The 23748-nt window shown below is 34.1% G+C and carries 17 protein-coding genes and 1 pseudogene; 14 read left to right on the plus strand and 4 right to left on the minus strand.

Features of this window, described 5'->3' with window-relative positions:
* Nucleotides 1-73 precede the first annotated feature (73 nt).
* Together B2145_RS05785 and B2145_RS05790 are read right to left on the minus strand one after the other, a co-directional pair.
* Nucleotides 74-469: a DUF5675 family protein gene (locus tag B2145_RS05785; protein WP_291099514.1), complete on the minus strand. Its 396-nt coding sequence runs from the start codon at nt 467-469 to the stop codon at nt 74-76.
* Between the two features lies 1 nt (nt 470).
* The gene (locus B2145_RS05790) at nt 471-1226 is read right to left on the minus strand and encodes a hypothetical protein (RefSeq protein ID WP_291099517.1); all 756 of its coding nucleotides are present in this window, start codon (nt 1224-1226) and stop codon (nt 471-473) included.
* A 1005-nt stretch (nt 1227-2231) separates the two neighbouring features.
* Here B2145_RS05790 and B2145_RS05800 point away from each other — a divergent pair.
* Nucleotides 2232-3482 carry a site-specific integrase gene (locus B2145_RS05800; protein ID WP_291099522.1) on the plus strand — a complete coding sequence of 417 codons (1251 nt, stop codon included), beginning with the start codon at nt 2232-2234 and terminating at the stop codon, nt 3480-3482.
* Nucleotides 3483-3528: 46 nt separating this feature from the next.
* On the opposite strand, the gene B2145_RS05805 is transcribed toward B2145_RS05800, so the two are convergent.
* The gene (locus B2145_RS05805; protein ID WP_291099525.1) at nt 3529-4176 is read right to left on the minus strand and encodes a nucleotidyl transferase AbiEii/AbiGii toxin family protein; all 648 of its coding nucleotides are present in this window, start codon (nt 4174-4176) and stop codon (nt 3529-3531) included.
* Complete coding sequence (locus B2145_RS05810) at nt 4163-4636, minus strand: helix-turn-helix transcriptional regulator (protein ID WP_291099528.1); 474 nt, start codon at nt 4634-4636, stop codon at nt 4163-4165. Before B2145_RS05810 ends, B2145_RS05805 begins: the two co-directional genes overlap by 14 nt.
* A 132-nt stretch (nt 4637-4768) precedes the next feature.
* Here B2145_RS05810 and B2145_RS05815 point away from each other — a divergent pair.
* The 13 genes and pseudogenes from B2145_RS05815 to B2145_RS05875 all read left to right on the plus strand — a co-directional run.
* A pseudogene (locus tag B2145_RS05815) lies at nt 4769-4939 on the plus strand (site-specific integrase); the annotation flags it as partial.
* A 99-nt stretch (nt 4940-5038) separates the two neighbouring features.
* Complete coding sequence (locus tag B2145_RS05820) at nt 5039-5890, plus strand: RteC domain-containing protein (RefSeq protein ID WP_291099531.1); 852 nt, start codon at nt 5039-5041, stop codon at nt 5888-5890.
* A gap of 240 nt (nt 5891-6130) precedes the next feature.
* Nucleotides 6131-6433 carry a helix-turn-helix domain-containing protein gene (locus tag B2145_RS05825; RefSeq protein WP_291099534.1) on the plus strand — a complete coding sequence of 101 codons (303 nt, stop codon included), beginning with the start codon at nt 6131-6133 and terminating at the stop codon, nt 6431-6433.
* Nucleotides 6434-6532: 99 nt separating this feature from the next.
* Nucleotides 6533-7447 (plus strand): transcriptional regulator, encoded by a 915-nt coding sequence (locus B2145_RS05830; RefSeq protein ID WP_291099536.1) that lies wholly within the window; start codon nt 6533-6535, stop codon nt 7445-7447.
* Nucleotides 7431-8090, plus strand: coding sequence for an ATPase (locus B2145_RS05835; protein WP_291099538.1), 660 nt, complete (start codon nt 7431-7433; stop codon nt 8088-8090). The genes B2145_RS05830 and B2145_RS05835 overlap by 17 nt, the downstream gene beginning before the upstream one ends.
* A gap of 103 nt (nt 8091-8193) precedes the next feature.
* On the plus strand, nt 8194-8922 hold the full coding sequence (locus tag B2145_RS05840) for a hypothetical protein (protein WP_291099541.1): 729 nt from the start codon (nt 8194-8196) through the stop codon (nt 8920-8922).
* A gap of 274 nt (nt 8923-9196) precedes the next feature.
* A complete protein-coding gene (locus B2145_RS05845; RefSeq protein WP_291099544.1) occupies nt 9197-12625 on the plus strand; it encodes a helicase-related protein in 3429 nt (1142 codons plus the stop codon).
* A 54-nt stretch (nt 12626-12679) separates the two neighbouring features.
* The gene (locus B2145_RS05850) at nt 12680-13498 is read left to right on the plus strand and encodes a type IV toxin-antitoxin system AbiEi family antitoxin domain-containing protein (protein WP_291099547.1); all 819 of its coding nucleotides are present in this window, start codon (nt 12680-12682) and stop codon (nt 13496-13498) included.
* Between the two features lie 11 nt (nt 13499-13509).
* A complete protein-coding gene (locus B2145_RS05855; RefSeq protein WP_291099550.1) occupies nt 13510-14307 on the plus strand; it encodes a nucleotidyl transferase AbiEii/AbiGii toxin family protein in 798 nt (265 codons plus the stop codon).
* Nucleotides 14304-17396 (plus strand): DUF1156 domain-containing protein, encoded by a 3093-nt coding sequence (locus B2145_RS05860; RefSeq protein WP_291099553.1) that lies wholly within the window; start codon nt 14304-14306, stop codon nt 17394-17396. The genes B2145_RS05855 and B2145_RS05860 overlap by 4 nt, the downstream gene beginning before the upstream one ends.
* Before the next feature lies 1 nt (nt 17397).
* Nucleotides 17398-20664, plus strand: coding sequence for a DUF499 domain-containing protein (locus B2145_RS05865; RefSeq protein WP_291099556.1), 3267 nt, complete (start codon nt 17398-17400; stop codon nt 20662-20664).
* A gap of 67 nt (nt 20665-20731) precedes the next feature.
* Nucleotides 20732-22669: a hypothetical protein gene (locus B2145_RS05870; protein ID WP_291099559.1), complete on the plus strand. Its 1938-nt coding sequence runs from the start codon at nt 20732-20734 to the stop codon at nt 22667-22669.
* A 63-nt stretch (nt 22670-22732) separates the two neighbouring features.
* Nucleotides 22733-23590: a hypothetical protein gene (locus B2145_RS05875; RefSeq protein ID WP_291099562.1), complete on the plus strand. Its 858-nt coding sequence runs from the start codon at nt 22733-22735 to the stop codon at nt 23588-23590.
* The last annotated feature ends 158 nt before the right edge of the window (nt 23591-23748 follow it).

A 23748-nucleotide genomic window follows, 5' to 3' on the forward strand; every position in this document is an offset into this window, starting at 1 on the left:
TGCGGGTAAAGTTAGTATGTCCATTCAACTATTTTCATTTTTTATGTTTTTGTCATTCCCGTTACAACGAGAATCAAGATTTAACAATCAATTCGATACTTTCTTTGCTATCCACAGCTTTATAAACCAAGTCTTTTAATTTGGCATTAGCCTTTCTTGACATTAGACCCAAACCAGGTCCAGAAAGTTTCGTCACTGGAGCAATGCAGCCATTCAATTCTTGCACGGCATTATTGGCAGGATGAAACAAAATCAAACTTCTATTTTTCACGTCCAAAACTTCCAAATGCCATTTAAACTTATTGCTGTACCGCCTTTTAATAAAATATTTCCCTTCCGGAATGCAGGAAACCTTCGTTTCGTTATTCTTCCAAGGCAATTCAATGGTGTTACAGATGAACTTGCCCTCGCATTCGAGTTTACCATTGGTTCCATCGGGGAAATAAGTTCTTGATAGTTTTAAAACCACCTTACAAGCCGCTCACCTGAACCAATGCCAATGGATTGTAGGCACCATTTTTCAAGGCGTACATCTGTCCATTTACCTCTTGGTAGAACTCCACTCCCAATGCCAAAAACAATGGTTTGGTACTCGCAGGAGTTACCATATTGGTATGGCTAATCGCCACCGTTGGTAATCCATCCCAAGGAAGAATCGCAGTTTCTGAATGTGCTTCAACAAAAGTTTCTGCCTCAAAATCAATCTCGGCACCTGCCGAAATGATTTTATAATGCGTGGTTCCTGATGGAGCCACGATCATATTTGCCGGAATAAAAACATCCAAATCAACAGTGATTTCACCGGTCACACGGTCTATTGCACCCACGAATGGAGCAAATAAACTGGTTCCCAGTTTCCCTTGGATGTTGAATTCGAAACCGGAAAGCAATTCCGCCTCGCCATCAATCACGTTTCGCAATCCTCTTAAGCTTACCATATCGGCTTGGATTACCTTAACCATCGCTTGAGTCAATCTACTCACCATTCTGCCATCGGCAGAATTCAAGAGCAAAGATCTCAAGGAGGTTCTCAAAATCTTCCCGGCCTTCCCGGCTCTTCCAAATTCGGAACCGTTCTCACGCGTTCTTTGGAACGCAGGATCACTCTTGATTCTGCTTGCGTCAACCCCACCTTTTTCACGGGCCAGATGCCCGTCTTTGGTTTTGTAAAAAGTAATATCTCCGATAGTACCTTTCAACTTAATTATGCCTTTTTGCCTTGCCATAATTTCTAAAATTTAAATTAATAATTGGTTTGAAATTCCCTCATTCATCATCCCGTTGCAACATCTCCCGATTGAATTCCAGACAAATATTGCACTTAAACCATTAATTTAAAACAAGGTACTGTTCCATATGTCCTACAATGGTATAAATGGCACAAATAGACACAAATGACCATTTAGCCACATTAAAAATAGAAGTAAATTGGTACTGCAAATCGAAAGGTTTTTTTTACTAATTTTATTCCACGAAATAAACAGGATTAAAGTAGTTTCATGTATAACAAAGCCTAGTCAAAGCTATAGATAGTGTATGAAAATCGAAAACAAGAGGTTGTGTATCTACCCGAAGGATATACAACGCATTACAGGAAAGAGTTATCGTCAAAGTGTTAGATTGTTGCAAACAATCAGAACAAAGCTGAATAAGCTCCAAAATGAGTTTGTAAGTATAGAAGAGTTCTGTCAATACACCAGTTTAAAATATGAACAAGTAGAACCTTTAATAATTGGATAAAAACAGAATCATAGCTATTCAAATTTTGAACCAAACCAGTTCAATAAATGGTGTGCTAACTATTCAAATTATGGGTTTTATATTTCATAATTCATTTAATTTTCCCTATATTTGAATACTTGATATTTAATATAATTTGCATCATATTAAGAGGTGTCAGTCGAGGTGTCACTTAAAATAAAAGCTTTGCGAAGCCTTATTTTACGCCATTTTTCTGAAATAAATAAGACCCTCTTTCTCCGCTGGTTATTTCAAAAAACCCACTAAAACCCTTTAAATCGTATGATTTAGAGGGTTTTTTAATTTACTCCCTATCCAAATTATTCATAGTTTCTCATTCTAAAGGGGTACAATTCGGGGCACTTTAAATTTTCAAAAACATTGTGCCCCTACCTGTGTTAACCCTTTTAAAACAAGGGGTTCATTCATTGAACATCTTGTTTTGTGTTGATAGTTTTTCTAAATTTCTATTAACTTAAAGGTTACCAATTATGGACAATCCAATTTCAATCCTTTTTTATTTAAAAAGAGTTAAAGTCAATGCTCAAGGTTTGGCTCCAATTTTTCAACGAATTACCATCAATGGTAGACGACTAGACAACAGCACCGGCAAGTTTGTAGACCCTGACAAATGGCACTCCGAAATGTCCAAAATGAGAGGGACTTCGGAAGAAGCTCGTTCAATCAATGGACATCTTGACAATTTGAAATCAAAGATTTTAAATGTGGAGAAAAATTTAATCAAAAAAGACATCCCAATAACCTTTGACTCCTACAGAAATGAGTTAACCGGTAAAAAAGAACGGGAACGAATGTTGATCCCTATCTTCCAGGAACACAATCGCAAAATCAAGGAACTGGTTGGACAAGAATATGCACCTGGTACATTGGAACGCTATGAAACCTCGTTGAAGCACACCAAAGATTTTATTTTCTGGAAATACAATATTACGGATATCAATATCGAGAAGATAGATCATTCTTTTATAACCGAATATGAATTCTACTTGCGCAGCGAACGAAAATGTGCCAATAATACCGCTGTAAAATACATCAAGAACTTCCACAAAATCATCAACCAGTGTTTGGCCAACGGATGGCTGAACAAGGATCCATTCTTCAATTATAAAGCTAAAATCAAGGAAGTCGTTCGAGATTTCCTTTCTGAAGCCGAAATAGAGCAAATGATAAACAAAGAATTTGTTTCCGAGCGATTGGAACTCGTTCGCGATATATTCGTTTTTAGTTGCTTTACGGGCTTGGCTTATATCGATGTCAAACAATTAACGCTAGACAATATTGCCTTGGGTATAGATGGCGATAAATGGATATTCAAGAACAGACAAAAAACCGATACCGCTTCCAAAATTCCATTATTGCCAATGGCACAGGAAATCATCGACAAATATGCCGAGCATCCGGTTTGCAAAAATGAGAAACGCCTCCTCCCTATTTTAACCAATCAAAAAATGAATGCCTATCTCAAGGAAATAGCTGATGTTTGCGAAATCAAAAAAGAGTTGACCTTCCACATTGCCCGACATACCTTTGCCACAACTGTGACGCTTTCCAATGGCGTTCCTCTGGAAACTGTAAGCAAAATGTTGGGGCACACCAGCCTAAAAACCACCCAACACTATGCTAAAATATTGGACAAGAAAATCAGCGAGGATATGATGATTTTAAAATCAAAATTCAAAAGTAAGGGAATAAGCTCTGGACAAATTAAAACCAAGATATAGGTTAGCATTACAAGCAATAAATAAGGGGGTTTGGATTCAGCCCCCTTTATTCATCTATACCTTTTATAAAATCCATTATATCCAGTTTTATAAACTCCCAATATTTCCCTCTTAGGCAATCGGGTTCAAAATCATCGTCTGCATTTTCAAAATCAGCAAACTTGTTTATCAACACGGATCTGTTATGAGTATAGGGATAGCGCTTTTCGTGAAGAGTAAACATGTCAGATATGGAATAATCATCTTTTAATTCATGAATATCCCAAAAATCTTTCTTTCTCCCAGTTCTTAAAATAACATCCAGTTTCATTGCAATTATTTCTTCTATACTGGCCAAACGTAAAGAATCAATTATTATGGGATCATCAATAAAAGAATCAGTATAAAACAAGTCTAATTTGATACAATTTGCTTGACTATCGCCAATAAAATAGCATTTTCCCATCCCAATTACTTTATAATCATTCGTATCAACATAAGAATAATTGGAACGTAAAAAAGAATCTATGGCATCAAAATCCACAGTTCCATATTCAGCATCGGTAAATAAATCAATATCAACAGACATTCTATGTCCTCTGTACAAACTCAAGGCTGTTCCTCCTACAAGTCTAAAACTAGCAAAGACATCAGCTAGCATTAATTCCTCTAAAATTTTACGCAATAAAGGCGTTACAGTATTATAATACAGCATTTTGGGAGCTATTATTTAATATTTCATCTATAGTTTTAGAACCATAAAATCGAATAACTTCATTTTTTTCTTTTTCATTGCCACGTTCAAAAACTCTTTTAATAATAGCTTTCTTCTGTTTTTCCCAGTCAATAGATTCCATTTTAGTATCCCAAAACAATACAGGTCTCAATTGTGGTAAATTAATCAGCTTATTATTTTGCTTTCGCTTTTCTTCCCCAATATCATAATAAACTTGTAAAATCATGAAAAAGCCTTCTTCTAATCCAAGAGCTCTTTCAATTTTTAGGGATAGCGCAGTATTCATCCCTCTTTTGCCTTTGGTAATGGCAGTCAGGGTTTGCGGATACTCTTGCAAAGTAAGCGCAAAAACTCCTTTACGCAATTGGCGTTTTTCCAATTCCCGCTCCAATACTAAGCCAGGATGAATTCCTTTTAAGTGATTTAATTCTGATTTCATATTGCAAAAATAAACAAATTTGTTTACAAAACAATGTTTAGTAATAAGAAATAATTAATTGCCATATTCTAGCGTTTTTCGACGACAGCCGCAATAAAAGAATAATAATAAAAGCTAAACATAAAAATCTTTTCCAATGGCGTTTCACTGGAAACTGTCAGCAAAATGTTGGGGCACACCAGCCTAAAAACCACCCAACACTATGCTAAAATATTGGACAAGAAAATCAACGAGGATATGATGATTTTAAAATCAAAATTAGCTTCCAAGGCGCTAACCGAGAAAAAGTTAAGTATTCATTAAGCTTAGACGCTGTTAATAACTTTTTAGCGAATAGTATGACATTATATTAATACAAAATGGTTTATTTTGATACTCTCAATTTAAACCATTTTGTATTTTATGGAGGTCAATTATATCAACTATTTTAACGAATTTGAAAGAGAATATGAACTATTAAAAAACGCTTCGGATGATATTTTGACAGTTTCTTTAGATATTTTACACTACATTGAAATGAAATTAAAAGAGATACACAAATGGCTAAAAAAACATGTTTTTCTATCGATCCAAGAAGAAATTTATTTTTTCAAAGAGTTGAAACCAAGAATGGTTTCAAAACTCCTCTTTTATAAGGAGCTTTTAAAATTAGAAGCTTCTTTACCACCAAGCAAAAAGAACAAAAGAAAGCATTACGAGGAGTTACTGGCTACAATTCATCAATATGTTAAAGCCAATAAAGAGTTTTATGAATACTATCGTTCGAGAACATCTTTCAGGGATGAAGACCTTTTTGTACGTCATTGCTACAAAGACATAATTAAATACGATTGCTGTCTTATTAATTTTGACTCCAAACTAAGTACTTCACACGATTTCAACGTGGCTACAATTATTGCAAACGATATGTTGACAAATCATCTAGAAAACAAATTAGATGAACTCAATGGCAAGAGTAAATTTAATAATACACACATAGAACACAAATTTAATTGGACTGGTACAAAAGTAGATATGACAGAACTCGTATATGCATTTCAAGCTACTGGCTGTATCAATAATGGGAATTTTGATTTAAAAGAATTTGCCATTTTTTTAGGCACAATGTTCAATGTAGAAATTGATTCCAATCTATATGGAAACTACTCGGATATCAAATCTCGAAAAGTTTCAAAAACAAGATTCATAAACACGATGTCAGATAAACTGATTGAGAAAATGGATAACGAAGATTCCAAAAAGAAGCCTCAATAAAATACCCCATTGGGTTCACCTTGGGTTTCCTTTGTCAAGCCCCTATTTTACGTTGAATACCTCAAATATTCAAATGGGAAAAATCAGCTCTCAAATGTTAAAATTTAAAAACAGAAGCCAGTAAACATAAGGGTTCTGTTTTTTTTTGATGACTAATAACACCCAACTTGGGTACTACTTGGGAAATAAAAACAATCAAATGAAAGTAATTTGTCTCATAACAAATCAAACACTTTCATTATGAACTTACATCCAAAAAAACTCTTTCCGGAAATCGACAACATCGAATTGTTAAACCACCAAGTAGTGACAAAAAGAGACTTACTCAACTTTGGCAATGCACTACTGCACGAAATCCAATCAGGTAAACCAGCAGCAGAACAACCTGCACAATGGCTCAAATCTTCCGAAGTTAGAAAACTCCTTAAAATTTCTCCAGGTACTTTACAAAATCTTCGCATCAACGGAACCCTAAACTTCAACAGGATCGGTGGCATCCTCTATTATAAATACGAAGACTTGAAAAAATTAATGGAAAAATAAGATGAAAACAACCGATAACAACTGCAACGGCTCTTGTGAAGTCTGCGACTGCATAATAAAAGTCTTAATACTTGATACAACCATCTTAATACTCAGACAATGAATTACATCAAACACCTCACTGGATTTTTCAATAAAATCAATAATGAAAACGCAATAAATCCAACACACATTTCGCTCTATTTGTCCCTCTTTCAATGTTGGAACGTCAACAGGTTCAAAAATCCTACTGGTATTTCACGAGAAGAAATTATGAAAGCCAGCAAGATAAATTCTAAAGCAACTTATCATAAATGTATGAAAGAATTGCAAACACTTGGTTTTATGGAGTATATGCCCACATACAACCCACATTCCTGCTCCAATGTCATTATGATAAATTTCTCTGACGAGTTAAAAATCAGACCAAAATTTGAACCCCTTACCAGTTCAAAAAATAAACCCGTTCAAAATTTGACCCATTCAAAAATAGAACAAGTTGTTGAACAAGTAAATAACCATAATACATTGAAAAACAACAATTTAAAATTAAATACAAACCAAAAACAAAACGTTGAACCAGTTCAAAATAAAACTAGGCTAAAAAATGAACAGGATACTGAACAGGTTGATGAACAGGTATATATAGATAATAATAAAACATATACAAACACTATAAACAAAGATATAGATACCAAATCTGAAATTTTAAATTCTAAAAATTCAAATACAGCTCCAGAAGAAAAAAGTTGCGCCAAAAAAGAAGAAGCAAACAATAACGGAATCACACCTTCTATTGAAATGATACTGGAGTATTTCGCTTTTAAAGAAAGTTCTGAAACCGAAGCCAATAAGTTTTTCAACTATTATTCCAGTATTGGTTGGCTCGTCGGAGGAAAAACTAAAATGAAAGACTGGAAAGCTTCAGCGCGAAACTGGATAATGAACCAAAACAAATTCCAACCAAAATCAAACATACCTCAACCCAATCACCTGCAAACTTCAAATTATAAGAATTATGCTGAACCATTGTAAATTAATTACAGACACTTTCGAAATTCAAAACGATCACAAGGTCTATGATTTTCACAAATGCTTGGATTTTATTGATTACCAAGGAAAGGCACATTATGGACATACTTTTAGAATAAACATACTGGACATCCCAACCATTTATAAATTGGTAATCTATATGATAAAAGACCATAACACTGCCTTAAAAGAACAAATTGACCTCTCCAAAGGCATTTTATTATCGGGTCCAATTGGTTGCGGAAAAACCTCAATAATGCATCTTATAAGACCATTTGCAAGTCCTTTGTCCGATTATAAAATCAAAACCTGTCGGGAACTTTCTTTCGAATTTGCTAAAAGTGGCTATGATGCCATCAATAAATACACCCTAAAACAAAACTACCAATCACGACTTCCGGGCTATTGCTTTGATGATTTAGGTGCCGAACAACAAATAAAACATTTTGGAAACGATTGCAATGTAATGGCTGAGGTATTGATTAGCCGTTACGAGCAGTTTGTTGAGAATAATTCCATTACGCACCTCACTTCAAACCTATCCGCCTCCGAAATCGAAATGCTATATGGTAACCGGCTTCGTTCCAGAATGCGAAATATGTTCAACCTCATCGCTTTCAACATAAACTCAAATGATAAACGTTGAAGTCGCATTAATATTTATATTTATTGAGAATGTGGAAAACCGTAATGCAAACGATATTTTATAGACTACATTTGATTATTATTAATCCAAATCTTATTATAAAATGAAAAAATTGACTCTTGTTTTAATTATTATTGCATTATTAGTTCCCAAACAATCAAAAGCGCAAAGTAATGGCGCTACAGCGGCAGTCGCTATTGGTGCTGGTCTTTTAGCCATTGGAGCAGGAATTGCTGCCGTTGAGGATATGAAAGAAAGAGCAGAATTGACCGCTACCCAATGGGTTTTAGCCAATCATCCTGAATTAAATAGTTTTTCATTAAAAACACTTGATTTCAATGGCAAAAAAACAAAAGATATGTCAGCAACGTCTGTTATTTCTTTTAAAATACAAGAATTTAGTCCATCCGATAATCCAAAACTTGATGGTAAAAAGCAGGTATTGCTCGCTTTTACCAGCTACGGTTGGATCAGTGATCAAGGCATTGACTTTAACAAGGTACAATGGTACTTGATTGATAGTACCGAATGGCTGAATATGATGGTAGCCTATGCAAAAGTAGCTTCAAAAGAAAAAAGCGATACGGTACTAAAGGAGGTATTAACTAATGGTGTTGTCGTTAATAAAGGAATAAAAGCAAAAGGTAAATCTGAAATTCCTTTTTTTAAATTAGAAGGTGATATGTATTTAGTAACCGATTATTCTTCGGAAATGAAATTGATTTATAATGAAAAAACACTGGGGATATTTTTAAAAAAAACTGAAAATTTAGTGCAGATGGGAAGAGCTGCCGTTATTGATACCCACGAGTTCTTATTTCAAAAAAATTAAGTCTAAGAATAACGAATTATCAACAACTCTTAAAGGAAAAGCTTTTGATTTCGAACAGATTGAAGAACGGGTAGTTTGAATTTTATTTACTCACTGTGGAAACCCGTAAAACAGAACAATTCTAATAATTTATTTTTGTAAATCAGCTTTCAAAACAAAATCAAAATTACAAACAAATAGTAATAACCTGTTCATAAATTGAATAGGTTATTACTATTAAAATAATTAGTTTTACGTTTTTACTTTTCTAAAAATTAATCATTTATTTCTACTAATGAAAATTAATCAAGGGCACATTGTTAAAAATCTAATACCTTCTGAACCAGTTATAATAAATCACATACAAGCTCTTGGCTCGATGGTTTCAATTAAATATACTGGCGTTAACACAAACCGTACGAATACAAAAGTAATATCAAATGCTGCTTTTGAACAGTTAGAAGCACTTACTGAAGAAGGAACTTTTAATTTTCAAGGCGACCCAGTTAAGTTTTCACTTTTTGCTGAAGCTGAAAGAATAAATTCTGCTTATCAATTTGATCCATTATTCGCAGTAAATTGTAGTATAGTGGATCCTCTTCCACATCAAGTTGAGGCTGTATATAAATTTTTACTTCCAATGCCTAAAATTCGTTTTCTGTTAGCAGATGATACGGGTGCCGGTAAAACTATTATGGCTGGTCTTTTGATTAAAGAATTAATGATGCGGGGTCTAGCGGAAAGAATTCTGATTATTACTCCAGGTGGTTTAACTAAGCAGTGGCAGGAAGATGAAATGAGTATAAAATTTAATATTCCTTTTACATTAGTCAATAGAAATTCTTTTACTGCTGACCCAACAGTATTCCATTCAGCAAATAGAATTATTACATCAATAGATTTTGTTTGCAGGGAAGATGTTTTGAATGTTGTGGGAAATACGCATTGGGATTTAATAATATTTGACGAATGCCACAAATTATCCGCTTACGATTATGGTCATAAGCAATACCTTTCTCAAAGGTATAAAGCAGCTTATACTTTATCCCATCAATGCGAACATTTATTATTGCTTACGGCAACACCCCATAGAGGTCGAAAAGATACATTCAAAAAATTATTACAACTGTTGGATGAGGATATTTTTGCTACGGATGATATTGCTTCAATGAGGATTAAAGAATTAGAGCATAATGGTATCAATAAATTCTTTATTCGAAGATTGAAGGAAGATATGAAAGACTGGCAAGGCCAACCCTTGTTTAAAAACAGATATACCAAAACAGTTGCTTATGAATTAACTTTCGAAGAAAAAGAACTGTACGATGCTGTAACAGAATATCTAACTGTTAAAAAAGAAGAAGCTTCTGAAAGTAAAAACATACACGTTTCCTTAGCTTTAACAGTAATGCAACGAAGATTAGTGAGTTCTATATTTGCTATAAAAAACACTTTAGAACGCAGATGGAAAGCATTACAAGGAATTGTTGATGAAACAAATAAAAATCCAAATTTATGGAGTCAAAGGCATAAACTGGAAGGCTTTGATGTAAATGACATTGAAGATTTTGAGGAATTAGAAGATGATGAAAGAGATGCCTTGGAGAATATTTTATCAAATCCTCGTCAATTCAAATTATTCACGACAGCCAAAAGCTTACAGGAAATCCAGCAAGAGGCTAAGGAAGTAAAGTCATTATATGAAATGGCTAATACTTTGTATAACCGGAAGCAATCGGAGAAAAAATTCCAACAATTAGAAGAACTTCTTAAATCGAATGGTGTTTTAGAAAATAAAGAAAAACTGGTTATTTTCACGGAACACAAGGATACCCTGCTATATCTTGAAGACAGGCTTTCAAAAAGTGGTGGATATAATGTAGTCACCATACACGGTGGAAAAGATGTTGATGAAAGAAGAATAGCTCAAAGAGCTTTTGCAGAACCTGATACCCAAATTTTAATTGCTACTGATGCTGCCGGAGAAGGAATCAATTTACAGTTTTGTAGATTACTAATCAATTGGGACATACCTTGGAATCCTAACCGATTGGAACAACGAATGGGACGAATCCATCGTTATGGTCAAAAACAAGATGTATTGGTTTTTAATATGGTGGCTAATAATACCAAAGAAGGTAAAGTTTTGGAACGCTTGCTCACAAAACTCGATATTATTCGGGAAGGAATTGGAGACGACCGTGTTTACGATGTAATTCAGGATGTTTTAGAAAATGTTAAATTAGATCATATCATTGATTCTGTTTTTAATGGAAAGGAAACTGATTTAGACATATTTCTTGCTCAAGATGATGAAACCCTTAAGTTAAAATTTGCTGAAAAAATAAAAGAACAAAAGGAAAAATTAGCACACAGCACAATTGACTTTAAAGAAGCAAGAATACTCAAAGAAAACTCGGATGAAAAGCGACTGCAACCCATTTATATTCGCTTATTCTTTGAAAAAGCATTCTTAAAATTAGGGGGTAAATTTACGGAACTTCGAAATTTCATTTATCAAATAGACACATTGCCCGACAGTGTTACCCAAATTTTAAGGGAAGACCACAACATATATCCGCAATACATCAAGAAAATCAAATTTTGCTTCGATAAGCAGATATTTCTTGATTATCAAGCCTTGGGTGATTTGGGCACGGTTCATTACATTAATCCCGGAAATCCTGTTTTTGACAGTTTGGTGAAAGTGGTAAGAAATACCTATCGCGAAGATATGCTAAAAGGTACGGTGCTCATTTCGCCAGATGATAAAGAGCCGTATTTTGCATTTTTTGTTAAATCTCAAATTATCGACAACAGACAAACAAAAACAGATGACAGTATTGTAGATGAACGTTTAATGATGGTTTATCAATTGGCTGATACTGAGTTTCGTGTAACATCTCCAGCCAAATTTATTGATTTACATCCACCAACTGAATTTACAAAACCAATTACGCCTCCAGAAGTTGTGATAGCCAATGAAGTTATTGAATGGAGTTTTAAAAACATCACTATGAATCAATTGAGTGATACAGAAAAACACGTTCAAAAAGATACGTCAGACAGAAAAGGATACTTAGAAACCTCTTTTACCCATGTGATTATGGATTTGCAATCGGAAATTCAGGAATTACAAAAAAAAATACTTTTTGGTGATTATAAAGTACAGGAGAAAATAGGAAAAAAACAGGATCGCGTGAATGAGTTAATTTTAAAAAAACAAATTCGTTTAGAGCAATTAAACTTAATGGGGCAATTAAGCCCCAAAGCGCCTGAAATTTTAGGTTGCGCTTTTGTTGTTCCATTAACACAAGTAGAATACCAAGGACATTATGGAATGAGTCGTGACGATGAAGCGGAAGCAATAGCGATGAAAACAGTGATGGATTATGAAATTAGCCAATATTGGAAACCTGAAGATGTCTCGGCAAATAATGAAGGTTACGACATTAGAAGCGTAAGCCCAGTGGAAATTAAGCGCTATATTGAAGTTAAAGGACGAAGTGGAAATGACGGCAGCGTGATGTTATCAGAAAACGAAATGAACCGTTTGGCACAATTGGGTGATGCAGCTTGGTTATATATTGTGGTGAGTTGCAAAAGCACGCCCCAATTATTCCGCATTCAAAACCCGGCCAATCAATTAAACTTCCAACAAAAATCGAAAGGAATACAATATTTTCTTCCAATGGAAGAATGGAAAAACAAAATAATTGAATAAAATCTTTGCGATAAGTACCAAAAAACGGTACCTTTCGCAAAAAGATACTTTTTAATGAACGAGATAGTCGACATAAATATTCAAACTTGGATTGAAAAATTACAAGCGGTAGGCAAAAATGCTTTTGCTTTGGAATTCCTTGAAAAAGAATTGCCAAGTTATACCGCTATTGGTGTAAAAAGGGCATTATCGCGATTAACTTCAAAAGGAACCATTATCTCCATAATCAAAGGATATTATCTAATAATTCCGCCACAATACCAATCCAAAGGAATCCTTCCTCCCTATTTGTATGTAGATGGATTAATGAAATACCTAAACAGACCATACTATGTGGGTTTATTGAATGCCGCAGCTTTTCACGGTGCAGCGCACCAACAACCACAGGAGTTTTTTGTGTTTACCATAATGCCTACAATGCGGCCTACCAGTAAAAAAGGGCAAAAAATAAATTACATCAGTATATCCGAAATCAATCCAAAATTCTTGGTGGATATCAAAACAGAAATGGGTTATTTAAAAGTATCAAATCCTTTACTAACCGCTACAGACCTGATACAATTTGAAAAGAAAATTGGCGGTCTCAACAGAGCGACTACCATACTCGAGGAATTGTCTGAGAAGATTACTCCGGAACAAATAAATTCCGAAATAATAAATCACGTACCCGTTTCTGCTTGGCAACGTTTAGGATATATATGGGAAAAAGTGCTGGAACAAGAAACCCTCGCAGAGGTTTTATTCCAAAAATTAGCCGAACATCAAAAAAATTTATTCCGAATTCCGTTAAAAGCTTCCGGAACTAAAAACAAGCTGCCAACAGATAACAGATGGAAAATAATCATAAACACAACTATAGAAACCGATTTTTAAAATAAACCAGCGTGATTCCACAAGCATACATAACCGAATGGTCTAATACAGTGCCTTGGCAAACTAACGAACAAGTAGAACAAGACTTGGTCATTTGCCGTGCATTAGTAGCCCTTTTTCAAGATGACTTTTTAGCTGAAAATTTAGCTTTTCGGGGTGGAACAGCATTACACAAACTATACCTGCAACCACAACCACGTTATTCTGAAGACATCGATTTAGTGCAAATTACATCCGTTCCATTTGGTCCCATTATTAATAAAATACGAGAACAATTGGCTTTTTTAGGCGACCCAAAAGTAAAAATAAAAGCAAACAACAATACCTTGGTCTATCGTTTTGAATCTGAGTTTGCACCAGTACAAACCTTAAGTTTAAAAGTAGAAACCAATTGTCGGGAACATTTTGCGGTATTGGGATATCAAAAATTTCCTTTTGAGGTAGATTCTTCTTGGTTTCAGGGAAAATGCGAAATCACAACCTACGAATTTGAAGAATTATTGGGTACCAAACTTCGCGCTTTATACCAACGTCGAAAAGGCCGGGATTTATATGATATGTACAAAGCATTAACAGTGCACCCAAAATTAGATACGGATAAGCTGTTGCATTGTTACCAAAAATATATGGAGTTTGTAGTGGACAATCCACCTACAAAACAAATGTTTCTGGAAAATATGGAAACTAAAATGCAAGACGTCGAATTTCTTGGAGACACAACGGCACTCTTGCGTCCTGACGAAAAATACCCACAGGAAGAAGCATACCAATTGATTAAAAGTACCCTTATTGAAAAAATAATACAATGACAAACCCTAAAAAACTAATAGAAGTAGCGATGCCGATTAAAGAAATTTCGGCAGAAAGCGTTCGCGATAAATCCATCCGTCACGGACATATTTCTACCTTGCATCTTTGGTGGGCACGCCGACCATTACCGGTTTGTCGTGCAGTAGTGTTTGCCAGTTTGGTTCCCGATCCATTAGACCCTAATTGCCCAAAAGCATTCAAAGAAGCCATTGAATTATTGCTGGGCAAAAAGAATAATCCTGGTGACCCGTATGCAACCTATTCTGATATTCCCTGGACCAGTGTTTTTGATCCTATGGAAGACAATTTACGCAACCGCTTACAAATGTTCATAGGGAAGTTTACCCAACCTATGCAAGACCATTTATTGGGAAAAACAACCAAACCGGCTGCAGGAAAAATGCTTACAGCTGAAAGCCTAATCAAATGGGATAGCAAAAACGATGAAAAAATAATCAACAAAGCCCGCAAACTCATTTGGGTAGCTCACAATTGTCACACTGAGCAAGCCAGCACTGAGCATAGTCGAAGTGTCGAAGTGCCGGCTGTTGAATTACTGGCAGATTTCGACACCCATTACAATGCTATTAAAAAAGCCGAAAACGAACTCTACAGTTTAACAGACCGCCATATTGAAACCGAAAAAAGCAAAAAGCTTACCGAAAATTTGCACAACGCCATTGAAGCCTTTCTAAACAAAATGCCAAAGGTATTCGACCCGTTTGCCGGTGGTGGCGCCATACCATTGGAAGCAGCACGTTTGGGTTGCCGTTCTTACGGTAATGACATAAACCCGGTAGCGCACATCATACAAAAAGGAAGTCTTGAATTTCCTCAGAAATACGGAAAGCCTATTTCTTACACAACCGACGAATTTATAAAGTTATATGGCGAAGAGGAATTCAATAAAACAGCAAACGAAAATAAAGTAATTAATAACGGTAATGTTACTGGAATTAATATACCAAACCGTTTATCTTTTGATGTTGCATTTTTTGCTAAAAAATTATTAGCAGAAACTGAAAAAGAAATCGGCTACTTATATCCTGCCGATGAGAAAGGCAATAAACCAATTGCTTACTATTGGGCTAGAACTGCTATTTGTAGTAATCCAAGTTGTAAAGCAGAAATTCCATTGATTAAAAATTTTTATTTATCAAATAGTAAAACAAAAAAGATATTCCTTAATCCAAAAATTAACGGAACAAATATAAGTTTTGAAATAAAACATGGCGAATGTATAGTAAATGGTTTTGTACAAAATAGAAAAAGTTTAATTTGTCCATGCTGTGGAAATACTACTTCTAATTCAGATCTAAAAGTTCAATTTTTAAATAAGAAAGTCAATGAAAGACTAATTGCAGTTATAATCGAATCTAATTCAGGAAAAGATTATCGACTACCTTTTGAAGAAGAAATTCGAATACTCGAAGATGTCGTTGTTGTCAATGATTTAAAGGATTCACTACCAATAGGTAATACAAAGCAGTTTGATTTATGTGGTTGGGGATTTATTGAATATGGAAATATGTTTACTAATAGGCAATTTTTGGCATTAAACACATTGACAAAACAAATAAAAATAATTGGTATAAAATTAGAATTTGCAGATGAGGAATATAAAAAATCAATATTGACATACCTTAGTATACTAATTAACAGAATTGCTACACGGTGTACATCATTTGGAATATGGAATACTGTAGCGGAAACTCTTGAACATCCATTTGGCAGACAAGCTGTGGCAATGGTATTCGATTTCCCGGAATCAAATCCATTTACTAATTCAACTGGAGGAGCCTCAAATCAATTAGGCTGGATTATTAGATATATTGAAACTGAGTGTAAAAATGTATTTTCTGTTACTTTAAATAATGCTGCAAGCGGAGATAAATCTCAATATGATAAAAAGACGATTACAGCTGTAGTTACCGATCCACCGTATTATGATGCAATTGCATACGCAGATCTATCAGATTTTTTTTATGCGTGGCTTAAAAAAACTCTTGCAAGTGAATATCCATTAAATTTTGCAACACCTCAAACACCAAAAACAGAAGAATGTACTGCTTTAAGATATCAGCATGAGGGAAGTGTTCAGAAAGCTAATCAACATTTTGAAAATAAATTACTTAAAATTTTTGATGCAATAGAATACCAAACATCCGACATTGTAAGTATTATGTTTGCACATCAAAGCACAGAAGCTTGGACCACTTTATGTAATTCTATTTTAGGAGCAAAAATGAACATTACAGGAAGTTGGGCAATTGACACAGAAAGAACATCAGGTACAAAAGTTGACAAAGCTTTTCTTTCTTCATCTGTAACGGTTTCTTGTGTCCCATCGCAATCAGCAGGATATGGGGATTACAAAGAAGTCAAAAATGCTATTGAAACAACGGTAGCTCGCGAAGTAGAAGAATTGTACCGTTTAGGTTTTCGTGGTGCCGATTTATTAACCGCTTGTTTCGGGCAAGCCGTAAGTGAGTTTGGGAAATACAAAAAAGTAGAAAAAGCAGACGGTTCAGAAGTTACTGTGGCTGAACTTTTGGCTATGGCACGAGAAAGTGCGTTCAATGCTTTACTAAAAGGATTTGATGGTGACGAATACACCAAGTTTTACATTGGTTGGTTGCAACTCAACGGTTTTGCCGAAAGCGATTTTGATGATGCGGCAACCTTTGCCAAAGCAGGTTTATCCATCAATGTGGCTGAACTGTTCAAAGAAAATATATTAATACAAAACAAGAACAAACAAACCTTGGCCACTTTTGAGGAACGCAACAAGCTCAAGCCTAACTTGGGTGCAAAATCAGACAGCTTTTTAATAGACCAGGTTCACAAAGCAATGGCTTTATACAAAGGAACCAATAGAAATGCGCTATTAGACTTTATTAAAGAAAAAGCCAGTGCGCCAGATGGAAGTTTTTGGCGTGTAGTCACTTCATTAGACGAGTTATTACCCAAAGAGTGCGACGACCAAAAAATGACCAAAGGATTACTGACCAACAAAGAAAGCTTAATCCGGGAAAGTAAAGAAACACAAAAACCAATTGTACAACAAGGAACTTTAGAATTAGAATAAAATGGCAAATAACAATCAAGATCAATTATTCAAAGCATTTGGATTATTTATAGAAGCATTTCGTCCCTATATAGTTTCGCTATTGATGGAGGAAGATGGAGACAAATGGCCAGCTAAATTTGTAGAAGTACTATCCTTTGACCAAAAAGAAAAATGGAATATAGGATTACGCAATGGTTCTACTCCCGAAACCTTGATCGATTTCCATCATTTGAAATCATTTGCTATTCAAAAGAAAGACTTATTAAAAAAGGACTTTGGTAAAAACTTAAGTGCCTTACCCAACTGGTTGAGCGAAATTGCGCAACTCCGTCACGAGGTAGCTCATTTTTCTGCTGATATTAATGAAGATGAAGCCACAAAAGTGTGGATACATATGAAAACGATAGCCAAAACTATTGGAATGCCGGAACTGGAAGAAGAATTAAAAAAAATCCAGAACAGCAATGACACGAAACAAGCAGAAAAAGTAGTAGTTGTAGCGGCTGAAACGGTATATTCGGGTGCTTTAAAACCTTGGTTTCAAATAGCGCAACCACATTTTGACATCAAACAAGGGATATTAGATGAGTCTGTGTTTGCTGCTAACTTGGCTGAAGTAGCTTTGGGAAATGGTCGTGAAATTTACAAAGACCCAAATACATTTTTCTCTAAAACCTATTTTACTGCAGGTTTAAAATCGGTAGCCAAAACAGTAATCAAAGGACTCAATGGCAATGAGGATGCCGAAAACCGCGTGATTTCGTTACAAACTGGTTTTGGTGGTGGTAAAACACATACCTTAATCTCCATTTACCACTTATGCAATTGGGGTAAAAATGCAATAAATTCCCCATTTACAACAGAATTACTTTCCTATACAGGCAACCCGGAATTTGAGAAAGCGAACATAGCTGTTTTTACCAATACAACAAACGATGTTGCTAATGGGAGAATGACGGACGATGGTATTTTAATTCAAACCATTTGGGGTGAAATCGCCTACCAATTAGGTGGTAAAGAAGGATATGAAATAGTACGAAAGAATGACGAACAATTAATTGCTCCTGCAGGTATATTCAAAAAAGTGTTGCAAAACTATACACCTGCCTTAATATTAATAGATGAATTAGCAGATTATTGCGTAAAAGCTGCAGCAAAAAAAACTGGCAACACCAGTTTGGCAGACCAAACGATCAGTTTTATGCAAGAGTTTACGGAAGCTGTTGCCGCAACCGAAAATTGTGTAGCCATTATTACACTCCCTGCCAGCGTACAGGAAGTGGCAAATTCTCCAGAAGCAGCTTCAATTTTGAGCAGTTTGCAAAGCCGTGTAAGTCGTGTGGGTGCAGATACACAACCAGTAGCCGAAGACGAAATCTATGAAGTAATCCGCAGACGATTATTTGAAGACATTGGAGATAAAGCCTACATAGAAAACGTGGCAAACCAGTATATAGATTTATACACCCAACACAGGACTGAACTGCCTTCTAATGCCACAAAAAATGAATACAAGAAAAAAATAATTCAGTCTTATCCGTTCCATCCTGAATTAGTTGATATTTTTAAAATCAAATGGGCAAGCAACAATAATTTCCAAAGAACTAGAGGTGTATTACGATTGTTGGCAGCCATTGTAAGTGACCTCTGGAAGAGACAACAGTCTTTATCAGGAACCAATATTTTAATCCATTCCGGGAATGTCAATTTGCCAAATTTAGATACATTAGCAAGTCAATTAAAAAAACTAAATGGCAATGGATATGAAAGTGTAATATCCGCCGATATTGCAGGAGCTAGTGCTAATGCAACTAAAATTGACAATAATAAACCGGAATACGGTCAATATTATTTAACCCAATCCATTGCAACAGTAATATTGTTAAATTCATTTGGTAACGAAGGAAGCAACAAAGGGCTTTCTGTTCCTGAATTGAAATTGCATTTGTTGGCTCCAGGAGGATTTAACCACAACAGCATCAATGGAGCTTTGAGTGATTTAGAAAATTCAGCTTACTATTTGTATTATGCACAAACTGGAAATGCAGGAAAAAGATATTGGTTTCATATAAAACCAAATATCAGTATGTTGATTAACCAAGGCAAACAAGATGTTAAACAAGACGACATCTATGCTGAGGTCTTAAAACGATTAAAAGAAAAAACAAACAATCGAATTCAATTATTCAATGTTTTGGTAGATCCCTCTGAGGATATTCCGGAACAAGCGAAACCAACGTTGGTCATTTTACATCCAAAATACACGGCCTCTAATGAAGGCCCAAGCAACAACACCAAAACACTAATTGAAAAAATAGCAACTAAAAAAGGAAATAGCGAACGCATTTACCGAAACACGATTCTATTTTTAGTGGCTTCTGACAGTGCTTCTGGAAGATTGCAATCAGATATCAGGGATTATTTGGCTTGTCAAAAAATTAGTTCTGATTATAGTTCCACATTAGAATACGACCAAAAAGAAGACCTTAAGAAAAGAATGATAGAAGCTGGCAAAAGTACCGATAGTTCATTAGTAACTACTTTCGCAACAATCAGCAAATTTTCAGTTAAAAATGGCTGTCAGAGCATTCAATTAAAACAATTCAAAGACAGCATTGAAAATCAAATAAACTCCAATGTAATAGATATTCTTAAAGAGGAAGAATGGTTGTTAGATATGGTCGGATTAAATTTATTGTCAAAAAACAACCTGTTACCAACAATTGATGCACCAATCAAAGCAAGAGACGTTTATGAAACTTTCCTTCGTTTTGATGATAAACCAATGATTACCGGAACAGAAGCTGTTGCAAAAAGCCTATTACGTTATTGTGCCAACAACGAATTTTGTATTGCATCTGGTGACGGAAAAACTTTTAATAAATACTATCTTGGAGAAACAGTTCCTTTTTTCGACCTGAATGACACAAGCTATTGGTTAGTGGATAAAAGCCAAAAACCAGCACCGGAACCAGCAGCAATTCCTGAACCAGCAATAGGTGGTACAACATCTACTCCAACACCAGGAGCCGTAAACGAACCTCCACCCGGCACCACCGAAACTAAAAAAATCAATTCTATTTCAATCTCTGGAAAAGTGCCGTTGGAGCAATACACCCAGTTATTCCAAAGTTTTATTATGCCATTGGCTCAAAACAACATCGAAATTGAAATCAGGATAAAAGGAAAATCAACAACAGCAAAACCATTGTCTGAGTCCAGTCAGGAATACAAGATAGTAAAGGAATCTGCAAAACAATTGGGGTTGAACTTTGAGGAGGATTGATGGAAAGGTTTGAATTATTACAATTATATGTTTTTTTTAAGATTTATACATCTAAATAGAATAGACAATGCATAATAAAAAAATAGTGGCCTTTAGTTTGTTAGCACATATTAATGACAATAACATTGGCATCAAAAGCTTTAACGACATATACATTCCAATTGTAAAATCTGCATTGTGTAGGATGAATATGGAAGGAATTAAAAGTGGCCAGTCTATAATGGAAATTAAAAAAAATGTAGATAAAGTTTTTTCACTTGATATTCCAGTTTCAATTTTAAGAAATTTATTAGTTAGTATTTCTAGCGAAGTGGAAATGGATTCAGAGAATCACTTTATATTACATAAAGACGGAGCCTTCCAAATGAATAAATTTTTGTTTTCAGATTATGAAGAAGAACTTGAGGAAAAAGAAGAAGAAATTAATGAAGTAGTAAAGATATATGAGGCTTACCTGACTTCAATCGGACTTGACCCAACATCAGAACCTTCAATTTTTGAATACATTGATTTGAATAGAACAAATCTTTCAAAATTTTTCGCATACAAACAAGACAAAGAACTAGAAATACAATATGTTCATCAGGCAAACTTTATTAATTCAATTAAATCTAACAAAAAAATTTATGAAATACTTCGAAGAGTATATTTAGGTTCTATTATTGCTGCTTACTTAGAAGTAGAAATTGGTGAAGTAAATAATAAAACTGAAATCCTACTGGACACAAATTTTATCCTTGGATTATTAGATTTAAACTCCGTAGAAGCAACACACACTTGTAGCAAAATATCAGAAATTTGCGATAGGTTAGGTTTTACAAAATCAATTCTTCCTTTTACTATAGAAGAAATTGAAATGCTTATTGAAAGAAAAGCCAACCAATTAGAAAATGCATTTTTTCAAGGATATTTAGATCCCGAAAGTATTTATAATGCTTCCAAAAGACGAAATTTATCAAAGACACAATTATTACAAATTGTAAAAAATATAAAAGAGATCTTAGTAAAGGAGCATAAGATTAACATAGTTGGTAATGATCAAAAGTTACGAAATTTAGCAAAATTTCAATATAGTGATATTTATGATTTTTATAAAAGCATAAGAGGAGATCACGGTTTTAGCGCACTGCACGATACAACAGCGATTGTTTATGTAAAAGAGAAAAGAGGTGGCAAACCAATTAAGGGTGATTTAATGAAAGCAAATTGTTGGTTTGTCACAAATACTCCTTTTAAGTTAGCAATTCCAGACTCAAATGGATATTTGCCTGAAATAATTAGAGCAGAAGATATCTTAAATTTTTTATGGCTGAGCAATCCAAATGTAACAGCCTTTATCAATAGTTCAGAACTAAGTTCCTTAGGATTGACAAGACTTGTTTCTACAACAATTTCTTTTTCTTTACCAAGTTCAAAAGTATTGAGAGATTTAGATGAAAATTTCAACACATATGGTGGTACCGAAATTACTGCTGATGATACTGTAATGGTCGCAGCAATGATTGCTAAGAAGAAGATTTTAAAGCCCGAAGACTTAAATCGATTAGCACATCAAAATTCTGAAAGTTTTATTTCTAAAGTAAAAGAATATGCTAATCAGGGAAGAAATGAAGAAAAAGAAATGAAGGAAAAACTAGAAAAAATACTTCAACATCTTGAATCTTCATTTACTAAACAACAAGAAAAAAAGACTGATTTATCATCCATAAAAGTTGAAGAAACAAATTTAAGTGAAGTTGTAAAAGACGAAAAATTAGAAAAAAATAATCGTAAGTTAAAAATTGCTCTAATAGTAATATGTGTGATTTTTGTGTCTTTTTTTTGGTGGACTTTAGAAATGATTTTTGGGCTTGAACAGTACAAAAACTACTATTTAATCAAAATATTAGTGCAATTATTACTAATCACCATTTCTCTTCTTTTCTTTCATAAAGAATATAGGCCTGCTTGGATTACAACTTCTATTGCACTCCTTATTGCAATAATGAATTTCTGGAAAGATTAAACCAATTTCCGAATTTTCCTGATTTCGGATGAGTTAATTCGTGGCTTATTAAAATTTTAGAATATGGAAATAATAAATTCATTATCAAATAGAGAAATCGCAATCCTTTTTTGGATGGTTATTATTTTAACTGTTCTTATTTATATTTCTAAAAGTTCAAAAGCGTTTTTTGGAGTAGTAAAAGCTTTCTTCGACAGAAAATTAGTCTACTGTTATATAATTATTGGGGCTTATCTTTTTTTAGTGATAAAGATTTTAAATAAAACTATCTTTTGGGAAGCCTATTTATTCAAGGACTTTGCAATTTGGTTAGTTGGTTTTGCTATGGTTTCATTTTTTAGTATAAATAAAATAAATACAAATAATGAACTCGTAAAAAAATTTCTAAAAATATTCTCCGCAACGATAATTATTGATTTCATTATCAACTTTTTTATCTTTAACCTGGGATGGGAATTAATCATAATTCCGGTAGTAAGTTTTATAGCTATACTACAATACTTTGCTGAAATTAACAAAGAAAAACCCGGATATGAAAAAGTAAGTAGTTTTTTGAAATGGGTTTTAACAATAATTGGTTTTTCTTTATTGAGCTATGTAATCCATAAACTTTATCATAATTACAATGAAATACTTAAAATCAATAATATAAAATCATTTCTTATTCCTGTAATCCTATCTGTTCTCTACTTCCCCATAATACTCCTATTCGCGTCAGTGATGAAATACGAAAATATTTTTCAGGAAATAAATAGATACCGCTTTCTGGACAAGAAAAGAAAACTAAAAATAAAATTGATGGTAATCATTTATGGTAAACTTAATCTTGATAAATTAGATAGAATAAGGAATTGGGATAAAAAAGAATTAAAAGATAGTTCTAATATTTTCAAATATTTAAAGTCTGTAGGTAGTAAATAGCCCCAGTTAACTTACGTGTCATCATTTTGAAGTGATAACCAATTTAAAACTTTTAAGTATCAACATAACTATACCAAGTATTTGGCGGATAAGAGGCGGATAAAACCTAATTATGATGGGTAAATCATTGAGACTTCAGTATAATACAAAACAATATT

Source organism: Flavobacterium sp. UBA5153 (assembly GCA_002413745.1).
In the GTDB taxonomy this organism is placed as follows: domain Bacteria; phylum Bacteroidota; class Bacteroidia; order Flavobacteriales; family Flavobacteriaceae; genus Flavobacterium.

Excerpts from the sequence above, each read along its gene's own strand:
- B2145_RS05790 (WP_291099517.1), bottom strand. The coding sequence starts at position 1,226 with ATGGCAAGGCAAAAAGGCATAATTAAGTTGAAAGGTACTATCGGAGAT.
- B2145_RS05800 (WP_291099522.1), top strand. The coding sequence starts at position 2,232 with ATGGACAATCCAATTTCAATCCTTTTTTATTTAAAAAGAGTTAAAGTC.
- B2145_RS05805 (WP_291099525.1), bottom strand. The coding sequence starts at position 4,176 with ATGCTGTATTATAATACTGTAACGCCTTTATTGCGTAAAATTTTAGAG.
- B2145_RS05810 (WP_291099528.1), bottom strand. The coding sequence starts at position 4,636 with ATGAAATCAGAATTAAATCACTTAAAAGGAATTCATCCTGGCTTAGTA.
- B2145_RS05820 (WP_291099531.1), top strand. The coding sequence starts at position 5,039 with ATGGAGGTCAATTATATCAACTATTTTAACGAATTTGAAAGAGAATAT.
- B2145_RS05825 (WP_291099534.1), top strand. The coding sequence starts at position 6,131 with ATGAACTTACATCCAAAAAAACTCTTTCCGGAAATCGACAACATCGAA.
- B2145_RS05830 (WP_291099536.1), top strand. The coding sequence starts at position 6,533 with ATGAATTACATCAAACACCTCACTGGATTTTTCAATAAAATCAATAAT.
- B2145_RS05835 (WP_291099538.1), top strand. The coding sequence starts at position 7,431 with ATGCTGAACCATTGTAAATTAATTACAGACACTTTCGAAATTCAAAAC.
- B2145_RS05840 (WP_291099541.1), top strand. The coding sequence starts at position 8,194 with ATGAAAAAATTGACTCTTGTTTTAATTATTATTGCATTATTAGTTCCC.
- B2145_RS05845 (WP_291099544.1), top strand. The coding sequence starts at position 9,197 with ATGAAAATTAATCAAGGGCACATTGTTAAAAATCTAATACCTTCTGAA.
- B2145_RS05850 (WP_291099547.1), top strand. The coding sequence starts at position 12,680 with ATGAACGAGATAGTCGACATAAATATTCAAACTTGGATTGAAAAATTA.
- B2145_RS05860 (WP_291099553.1), top strand. The coding sequence starts at position 14,304 with ATGACAAACCCTAAAAAACTAATAGAAGTAGCGATGCCGATTAAAGAA.
- B2145_RS05865 (WP_291099556.1), top strand. The coding sequence starts at position 17,398 with ATGGCAAATAACAATCAAGATCAATTATTCAAAGCATTTGGATTATTT.
- B2145_RS05870 (WP_291099559.1), top strand. The coding sequence starts at position 20,732 with ATGCATAATAAAAAAATAGTGGCCTTTAGTTTGTTAGCACATATTAAT.
- B2145_RS05875 (WP_291099562.1), top strand. The coding sequence starts at position 22,733 with ATGGAAATAATAAATTCATTATCAAATAGAGAAATCGCAATCCTTTTT.